The sequence below is a fragment of the Pseudanabaena sp. 'Roaring Creek' genome (assembly GCF_001402795.1).
Lineage (GTDB): Bacteria > Cyanobacteriota > Cyanobacteriia > Pseudanabaenales > Pseudanabaenaceae > Pseudanabaena.
The window spans coordinates 1-8,134 of the sequence record NZ_LIRE01000499.1 but is presented as its reverse complement, the minus strand read 5'-3'; the positions used below and the strand labels follow the sequence as shown (position 1 = coordinate 8,134).

Annotated in this window: 6 protein-coding genes; 4 read left to right on the top strand and 2 right to left on the bottom strand. The window is 45.8% G+C overall.

The annotated features are described in order from the left end of the window. Positions 1-173: 173 nt before the first annotated feature. Together AC805_RS15520 and AC805_RS27405 are read right to left on the bottom strand one after the other, a co-directional pair. Positions 174-413, bottom strand: a complete 240-nt coding sequence (locus tag AC805_RS15520; RefSeq protein WP_055076262.1) for an ImmA/IrrE family metallo-endopeptidase — start codon at positions 411-413, stop codon at positions 174-176. A 54-nt stretch (positions 414-467) separates the two neighbouring features. Continuing rightward, positions 468-560 carry an ImmA/IrrE family metallo-endopeptidase gene (locus AC805_RS27405; protein WP_197278745.1) on the bottom strand — a complete coding sequence of 31 codons (93 nt, stop codon included), beginning with the start codon at positions 558-560 and terminating at the stop codon, positions 468-470. A 512-nt stretch (positions 561-1,072) separates the two neighbouring features. Here AC805_RS27405 and secA point away from each other — a divergent pair. The 4 genes from secA (at position 1,073) to AC805_RS15500 (ending at position 7,931) form a co-directional block, all read left to right on the top strand. After that, a complete protein-coding gene (gene secA / locus AC805_RS15515; protein ID WP_055076261.1) occupies positions 1,073-3,880 on the top strand; it encodes a preprotein translocase subunit SecA in 2,808 nt (935 codons plus the stop codon). Between the two features lie 421 nt (positions 3,881-4,301). Continuing rightward, entirely contained in the window at positions 4,302-5,372 is a 1,071-nt protein-coding gene (locus AC805_RS15510; protein WP_055076260.1) for an FAD-dependent monooxygenase, read from the top strand. 88 nt (positions 5,373-5,460) lie between these two features. Then, positions 5,461-6,699 (top strand): DUF1800 family protein, encoded by a 1,239-nt coding sequence (locus AC805_RS15505; protein ID WP_055076259.1) that lies wholly within the window; start codon positions 5,461-5,463, stop codon positions 6,697-6,699. Positions 6,700-6,785: 86 nt separating this feature from the next. Beyond that, entirely contained in the window at positions 6,786-7,931 is a 1,146-nt protein-coding gene (locus tag AC805_RS15500; protein WP_055076258.1) for a DUF1501 domain-containing protein, read from the top strand. Positions 7,932-8,134: the final 203 nt, after the last annotated feature.

Sequence of the window (8,134 nt, the reverse complement as noted above, 5' to 3'; positions counted from 1 at the left end):
AAAAGAACTAATTAGATAGTCACTATAAAGATCTAACATGTTCATCTTCATGTTTTTATCTTCTTTCCTCATCTTAGCTTGGTTTCGGCAAAGCAATTACTCTCAAACCTACTTCCAGTATACATTCTCAGTCATTTTTTTTGGGCGCTTTCTATCTGCGTAAGGTGAGTAACTTAACTATTATGATCAATAACCTGATCATACTGCAATCGCCCAACTACAATCCCAGCATGAATCCCAAGCCTCTCAGCAAACTCAATCACATCCTCACGCGATCGCAGTGTAGATAACTCCACATCATACTCTGATGGAATTAAAAACTCCTTAGCCCAAGCATTTGCCTCATCCTCCTGCTGTGACTCAAGGCGATCGCCATTACCAGAATACTCCCTTCCCGCTATAAAATTAGACATTAAAAACCAAGAATTAGCGTTGCGGCGCTTCGCGCCGCAACGTCTAATTTTTCACTAGGAAGGGAGTATATCCTTCTTATCGTGCAGTAAAATATGCGCCGCCTCATGGAAAAACGTAAACCGAAAGCGATCGTTCTGTTCCCCAATACGTGTTTATTGATTTTATAGCTTAAAATCGCTTAATATTCGGTCTTGCGATTTGGGTATAGTGAAGTGAGTGCAAACTAAAATTCAGAATAATAAATAATTTCACTTTAAGATTTCACTTGCTCGATCGCTTAGGCACTTGCGGATAAAAAATTTAGTGAAATAGCAGAAAAGGCGATCGCGCAAAAGCATAAGTAATTTAAGTGGGGCAAGGGTTTTGAAGTTAAGAAATGGCTACGCCATTTCTTAACTTCAAAACCCTTGCTAAGTTTAGTTTTTAATTCACGAAAGTGTTGCAACACTTTCGTGAATTGATATGAGTGGGGCATTAGTCGCAGATTGAGCAGAGATTACTAATGGTTTTGGCGATTAAAGCAATCGGTTGCTTTAACCGATTGCTTCGGTTATCCGAAGCTCGTATTCCCAACAGTCGGGTAATATATACTGGTAGTCCAAAATCGTATTAAAGATCACGTTTGGCGCAATCCCCGTTTTAACTGCATTCGGTAGCTATGTTTAACTTAAAAAACCTGATTGGCGATCCTAATAAGCGCAAGCTTGACAAACTCCGTCCCGAAGTGGCTCTCATTAACTCCCTAGCCCCAGAGTTAGCGGCGCTGAGCGATCGCGAATTGCAAGGAAAAACAGGAGAGTTCAAACAACGACTCGAACAAGGCGAACCGCTTGACGATCTGCTACCTGAAGCCTTTGCCGTCGTCCGCGAAGCTGCCACCCGTGTTTTAGGGCTGCGGCATTACGACGTACAAATGCTAGGTGGGATGGTGCTTCATCGGGGCGAAATTGCCGAAATGAAAACAGGTGAAGGCAAAACCCTCGTCGCAACCTTGCCCAGCTACCTCAATGCCCTCTCAGGAAAAGGTGTGCATGTGGTTACGGTTAACGACTACCTCGCCCGCCGCGACGCAGAATGGATGGGGCAAGTCCACCGCTTTTTGGGGATGTCGGTAGGCTTGATTCAAAACTCTATGGAGCCATTCGAGCGCCGCAAAAACTATAGCTGCGACATTACCTACGCCACCAACAGCGAGCTTGGTTTCGACTACCTCCGAGACAACATGGCGACTAGCATCGAAGAAGTGGTGCAACGTCCCTTTAACTTCTGTGTAATTGACGAAGTTGACTCGATCCTGATTGACGAAGCGCGAACACCGCTGATTATTTCGGGAATGGTCGAGCGTCCGACCGAGAAATATATGGGCGCAGTAACGATCGCTGCCCAATTACAAAAAGAAACCCACTACGAAGTTGACGAAAAGCAACGTAACGTCATCATGACTGATGAAGGCTTTGAACTTGCGGAAAAGCTGCTTAACGTTACCGATCTATTCGATCAAGCCGATCCTTGGGCGCATTATGTGTTTAATGCCCTCAAAGCCAAAGAATTATTTTTAAAAGATGTCAATTATATCGTTCGCGATGGCGAAGTGACGATTGTTGATGAATTTACAGGGCGTGTTATGCCAGGTCGCCGTTGGAGCGACGGATTGCATCAGGCGATCGAAGCCAAAGAAGGGGTAGCGATCGAAAATGAAACCCAGACCCTCGCGACAATTACCTATCAAAACTTTTTCCTGCTCTATCCCAAACTTGGTGGCATGACTGGTACGGCAAAAACCGAAGAAGCCGAACTTGGCAAAATCTACAATCTCGAAGTCACCACCATGCCTACCAACCGTAAGAGTGGACGGGGTGATTGGTCAGATGTAGTTTACAAAACCGAAGCCGCGAAATGGCGAGCCGTTGCCGAAGAATGTCGCGAAATGCATGAAATGGGTCGTCCTGTGCTCGTTGGAACTACGAGTGTTGAGAAATCAGAAGTTCTATCGCGTTTGCTCAGTGAAAAAGATATTCCTCACAATTTGCTAAATGCGAAACCTGAAAATGTAGAACGCGAATCAGAAATTGTCGCCCAAGCAGGTCGCAAGGGTTCGGTAACGATCGCCACGAACATGGCAGGTCGCGGCACGGATATTATTCTCGGCGGTAACGCTGACTACATGGCGAGGCTGAAAGTCCGCGAAAGCTTCATGCCGCAAATCGTTCGTCCTGAAGACGATAACGACTTTACTAATGCAGGTCAGAGAATGTTTGGCGATCGTCCCGAAAAGGGTCAAGGCTTTGGCTCCAATATCGAAAAATCAAGAAAGAAGAATTGGAAAGTCTCCGATAGCCTTTTCCCTTGCCAACTCTCTAAGGATGCCCAAGCCTTGCTGAAGGATGCCGTTGATTTTGCGGTTGATAAGCTGGGAAGAATGAGTCAAGCGGAACTAGAAGCAGAAGAAATGCTTGCGGTCGCCTCTGAGAAAGCCCCGACCGACGATGAAGTTATTCAAAAATTGCGCGATGCTTTCATCTTGATCAAACGGGAATATGAAGCTGTCACCGATGCCGAGCATGAAGATGTTACTAAACTCGGTGGTCTCCATGTCATTGGTACGGAACGTCACGAGTCGCGCCGCGTTGACAATCAGTTGCGCGGTCGTTGCGGTCGCCAAGGTGACCCTGGTTCCACCCGCTTTTTCCTCAGTCTCGAAGATAATCTGATGCGGATTTTTGCAGGCGATCGCGTAGCGGGCTTGATGAACGCCTTCCGTGTAGAAGAGGATATGCCGATCAGTTCGGGAATGTTGACTAGCGCCCTAGAAAACGCCCAAAAGAAAGTGGAAACCTACTATTACGACATTCGGAAGCAGGTCTTTGAATACGACGAAGTCATGAACAATCAGCGTCGAGCGATCTATGCCGAGCGTCGCCGTGTTCTTGAAGGGGAGAATCTTCGCGATCGCGTTATCGAATATGCTGAACGCACGATGGATGATATAGTCAATGCCTATGTCAACCCCGAACTTCCTCCTGAAGAATGGAATCTTGTGGCAATGGTCAAAAAAATCAAGGAGTTTGTAAATCTGCTCCAAGATCTTGAACCAGAACAACTCGATGATATGTTTTTACCTGAAATGCAAGCATTCTTAAGGGAAGAAGTCCGTCGAGCCTACGAAATCAAAGAAGCGCAAGTCGAAGCATTGCAAACTGGCTTGATGCGTCAAGCCGAGCGTTTCTTTATTTTGCAACGCATTGATACGCTCTGGCGTGACCACCTCCAAGCAATGGAAGCCTTGCGCGAGTCCGTCGGCTTGCGGGGCTATGGTCAAAAGGATCCCTTAATCGAGTACAAGAGCGAAGGCTACGAAATATTCCTAGATATGATGACCCAGATCCGTCGGGATGTTGTCTACTCGCTATTCGAGTTCGATCCTCGCCCACAGCAAACAGACACAATCGAAGCCGAATTTGTCTAATTAAATAGTCCCAACACCAAAAAGAGAGGAGTGGCAACTTATGTCACTCCTCTCTTTTTGGTGTTGGGCATTTTCAATATTTCAACATTTCAATATTTCAATATTTCTGGCGATCGCTATATATTGCGGTTTTCATTTTGCCGTAGGCATAAGTAAACTTAAAACCCAGAAGAGCATACCGCCCGCGCAGCGGGCGATATGCTCTCTGGTTTTGTTTTTTAATTATGCCTAGCTACTTATTAGGATTGTTTTTTTGTTTTCAAATGAGTACGCACTCATTTGAAAACTGCAATAGCTATCGTTCAAGAAGAGAAGGTTGGCGCAAAGCGCCAACCTTCTCTTCTTAGGGCTTGATCTTGTCTTAAGGCAAGGGGCGACAGCTATAATTATCTGAAAGAGATAAATTTAAGCGAGGCTCCAGATGATTTCTACTAAGAGCAGGATCGGTATTATCGGTGCGGGGACATCAGGTGCTTATCTCGCCAGTTTATTAATTCAAGAAGGTTTTCAAGTTGATTTGTTTGAGAAAGCACCCGTGGTTCGTACCGATGGATGTGGCATTTTGATCGTCCAAGCTGGTATGAAAGCTCTGCATGAAGGAAATCCGAGGATCAGCAAAAAAATTATCGACTCTGGCGATCCTGTTAAATTATTTGAGTTTCGCAATCTTAAGGGTGGATTGGTCAATGCAGAAACCGTTACCTACGCCGAAGACGAACTACCAGGAATGCTCGTACATCGCAAGGCAATTTTAGAAGCAATCCTCGAAACCTTGCCAGCGAATATAATTCATTTTAACGCGCATTTATCTGCAATCACACAAACAGAAAATAGGGCGATCGCCTATTTTAAGGATGGAAGTCATTGGGAAGGAGACTTAATCGTTGGTGCAGATGGAATTCTCTCAAAGGTACGTCAGTCCGTCGCTCCAGATATAAAACCATCCTACCTTGGCGATCTCGTTTGGCGGGGAATCGTAGTTGATGATAGCTTCTGCCCCGAAGGAAACTTTTTCGTTTACGTTCGCGGAAGAGGGATTTATGCGAACTTCTTCCATATTGGTGCAAATCGAACGCATTGGGGCTTCTTTGTTGAACAAGCGCTAGACGATTCAGAAATTGGCAGATTGCAACCTGCTAATATTGCCATTCCTCCTCAAGAATTAGCGAAACTGCCTGAGGATGCCAGAAATGTCATTGCTTCTACCCCTTTAGAAAGTATTATCTGCCGCTATTCCTATGATATCGATCCCTTGCCCCAGATCTACAGTGGTCGAGTACTCTTAATTGGCGATGCTGCCCATGCCAAAAGTCCGACCCGTGCGAGGGGAATGACTTCTGGTTGGGAGGATGGACTATCTCTGGTGAAACATCTCAAATCTAGTCATATTATTGCTGAAGCTTTACAAAACTTTCAGAATGAGCGATTGCCCATTGTCCATGAATACCAGAGAACGAGTCGAGAAATGAGCCAAAAAATTGGTCGTCGTTAGAACTTTTATGGGCGATGGGCAGTCTAAAGCAAAGTCTAAAGCAAAGTCATCAATGCTAACCAAATAGCTTCAGTATGGACATAAACCTATGGATCGCATCGTACAGAAAGCTCATTTCTTAAGAAGGGCAGGATTTGGGGCAACCCTTGACGAACTCAACAGCGATACGACTCCTGACGTATTGCTTTCAACATGGTTGAATACATCACCTGAGATCGATGTACCCGCACCAATGCCTATAGTCCAAAAAGGAAAGCAGGATCAGGCAAGAGCCATGTGGAAATGGTTATTGCCGCAGATGGTAAAGTCAAGTAATCCTTTGCATGAGCGCATCGTCAACTTTTGGCGCGATCGCTTTGTGGTATCCCTTCGCAAAACTGGTCGAGCCCAACTCCTACTGGACTACGAAAGGAGACTGCGCACTTACGCCATGGGTGATTTCCAAGAGTTGCTGATGCAGATCACCACCAGCCCAGCCATGCTCAATTATTTGGACAACGATCAAAATCGTTCAGGCAAGATTAACGAAAATTACAGCCGCGAGGTCATGGAATTGTTTACCCTTGGGCAAGGAAATTACACTGAAAAGGATATCCAAGAAGGGGCAAGGGCGCTAACGGGCTGGCAAGTAAAATTGCGTCCTGAGATGGGCGTGGCGGATGTAACCTTTGTGCCTCGTCGCCATGATGATGGCATTAAGACTTATCTGGGTCATACAGGCAAACTTAGCACTCAGGATGTGGTCGAAATCTTAGCAAACCATCCTATTACCGCCAGAAAGTTAGCTGTGGATCTTTGGAGTACCTTGGCTTACCGCAATCCCGAACCTGAGATCGTCGATCGCCTTGCGGGGGTATACCAAAAGAATAATCGCAGTATTAAAGCAGTAGTGGCGGCGGTTTTTAATAGTCCTGAATTTTATAGTAGTAAATCCTATCGCAGCCATCTCAAAACACCACTGTATTTTGTCTTGAGTAGTTTGCGCCAACTGCAAATCGAGGCAGATAGCGATCGCGTAATTGGCGACTTACGAGCAATGGGGCAAGTTCCCTATAATGCGCCATCGGTGAAAGGTTGGCAGGGAGATCAGGGTTGGTTGACTGCACCTTCTTTGTTGACAAGGATTAATGTTGCCCAGCAATTCACGAAGGAATATGGCGATGATGGTGGATTTAAGTTCGATCCCGATCGCTACAGTGCTAAAGATATGGTCACAGTTCTACTGGATGGTAATGGCGATCGTCAATTAGAATCGCAATTTACGGGGTTATCTAAACGGGAAATTGCTGCCTTGATTCTTGCTTCGCCAATCTATCAACTGGCTTAGATCTAAGGGAAAGTAAGCCTTGTCAAGATGAGTTGATCGTTATTTTAGAAACATTTGAAGGATGAGCAGAAGGATAAACAAGGAACATGAACAGAAGAGATTTTCTTGCATTGATGAGCAGCACGGCAGCAATGGCGATCGTCGCCCCCAGTTGCAGTAGCGCTGCTTTAAGTAGCGATCGCAAAACCCTTGTCGTGATCGAACTCGCGGGGGGGAATGATGGGTTAAACACGATCGTTCCCTTTAATGATGCCAATTATCGTAAACTACGCCCTACGATCGCGATTAAAGATGGGATTCCCATTTCCAATCAAGCAGCCTTCCATCCAGCTCTCAAGGAGCTAAAGCCGATTTTAGACAAGGGACGTTTGGCGATCGTTCAGAATGTCAGTTATCCCAATCCCAATCTCTCGCACTTTCGTTCTAAGGAAATCTGGCAAAGCGCTCATCCTCAAGGAGCAAGCGATACGGGTTGGTTAGCAAGGTATTTAACCGATGTGAAGGCGAAAACTGCCGACGCGATTTTTCTTGGCGAAGAATATCCCCTCGCCCTTACTGGTGACAGCGATCGCTATCTGCAATTGTCTCCCAATCTAGCCGTTCAGCAACGGGGGAAACTGGGAGAGGCAATGCGCTCAGTTTATAACAATCCCCAAGGTTCCGAATTTGCGGAACAGGTGCGCCGCTCGGTTCTTGATAGTGAAGAGGCTGTCAAACAACTTACTAAGGATCTCAATCAACGCCAAGCCAATCATGGGTATGCCAAAACGGGAATCGGCAATCAATTTGCGCTGCTAGGTCGCGTTTTAGAGTCACAACCCAAGGTAGTCTACCTAACAATTGGTGGTTGGGATACCCACGCAGGACAGGTACGCCGCCACCAGCAATTACTAGGCGATCTAGGGGCAGGGCTAGCTGCCCTCGATCGCGATATCCAAGCCCATAATATGCAAAAAAATGTCTTAATTATGGTGCAAAGCGAGTTCGGTCGTCGTCCTGCCGAAAATGGCAATGGCGGAACCGATCATGGTACGGCTGCTCCCGTTCTATTATTGGGAAATGTACGCGGTGGTTTATACGGTGGTAAGCCCGCATTAGATAGCCTCGTTCAAGGTAATCTACCAATGCAAGTGGATTTTCGTAGCATTTATGGCGAAATTCTCGATCGATGGGAAGGAATTACTGCATCCAAGGTCTTGGATCAAGATTTTCCCAAAGTTGGTATTTTATAAGCATTTAATCATATACCTAAGTAGCTAGGCATAATTAAAAAACAAAACCTAGAAGAGCGTACCGCCCGCTTAGCGGGCAGTACGCTCTTCTAGGTTTTAAGTTTACTTAACTCCAAATATAGAAGGTTGGCGCAGCGTGCCAACCTTCTATATTTGGAGTTTTATATTCAAGGTAAGCCTTAATAAGTGGTACTGGTCAGCTA